The organism is Vibrio sp. Vb0304 (assembly GCF_033338995.1).
Lineage (GTDB): Bacteria > Pseudomonadota > Gammaproteobacteria > Enterobacterales > Vibrionaceae > Vibrio > Vibrio alginolyticus.
In genome coordinates, this window is the sequence record NZ_JAWOTT010000203.1 from 1 (window position 1) to 1223 (window position 1223).

The following is a 1223-nucleotide window of genomic DNA, read 5'->3' on the forward strand; positions in this document are numbered from 1 at the left end:
TGCTACCTGAAGATGCGGCGGGTTATGGCGCTTTCGGCGGTATTATGCAAGTGACGCAAGAGTACGCGCATTTTATGTCTGGCCAAACGTTCGACAAGCTCACGTTGACCGACAAAGTGAGTGGCCAAACTTACGATTTATCGAACGCAGAAGCGAAAGTCTATTCCATTCCAGGTGCGTTAGTGCAGGTGTTGGACTTGGATGATATTCACGTGCAAATGGTGCTGCGCTTCGTGACTGACCGCTCTTCGCTGGTGGAAACGCTCATCACTAACAAAACTGATCGTGATATGAACTTGGCGTTGGAGTGGGACGGCGAGTTGGTGAAATACGCGCTGTCGACGCGCAAAGACCAAACCGTGGCGCAGTACTACCCAGATTACAAGCGCCAGATTTCGACCATCGAGAACGGCATTAAAATTAACTTTAGCGAGATGAAAGACAACTGGGCGATCCGTAACGACCGCGATGCCGAGTTCCGCATTACTCGTTCTCTACCGACGAAGACGTTCACCAACGAAACCTCATTCAGTTCTACCGCGGAGATGAGCCTACCAGCTGAGCAAACATCGGCGGTTTATACGGCGTATTCTAACCTGCACAATGCGAAAGAAGTGCAGTCAGAATCGTTGAAATTGCAAGATGTATTAGCGAATCCAACTCAATACATGGAAGCGTCGAAAGCGCGTTGGGACGGCTATTTAGCGAATGGTCTTATCAACAAAGAAGCGACAGCAGACCAAGCTCGCGTAGCGGTAAAAGCGATGGAGACCCTAAACGGTAACTGGCGCTCTGCGGCGGGCGATATTGAACAAGCGACAGTCACGCCATCGGTCACTGCGCGTTGGTTCTCTGGTAACTTAACGTGGCCGTGGGATTCGTGGAAACAAGCGTACGCGATGGCGCATTTCAACCCAGATGTTGCGATGGACAACATTCGCACGGTATTCCAAGAGCAAGTTCAAGCTGATGACAAGATCCGTCCGCAAGATAAAGGCTACTTGCTGGATGTGTTGACGTACACCAAACCTGTTAGTCGTGGTGGTGCTGGCTCTGAAAACTGGAACGAACGCAATACGAAACCATCGTTGGCGGCATGGTCTGTGATGGAGGGGTATTACGCTCTCGTGAACCAGTTTGATCGCCCAGAAGACGCGCAAAAATTCATTGATGAAATGTATCCGAAGTTGGTGGCATACCACGATTGGTGGCTATCAAACCGC

At 50.4% G+C, this 1223-nt stretch carries 1 protein-coding gene; it reads left to right on the forward strand.

Features of this window, described 5'->3' with window-relative positions; translation table 11 throughout:
- Nucleotides 1-1223 (forward strand): alpha-glucosidase (gene ygjK / locus R7P35_RS24990; protein WP_318093079.1); only part of this gene is annotated, 1223 nt, incomplete at both ends.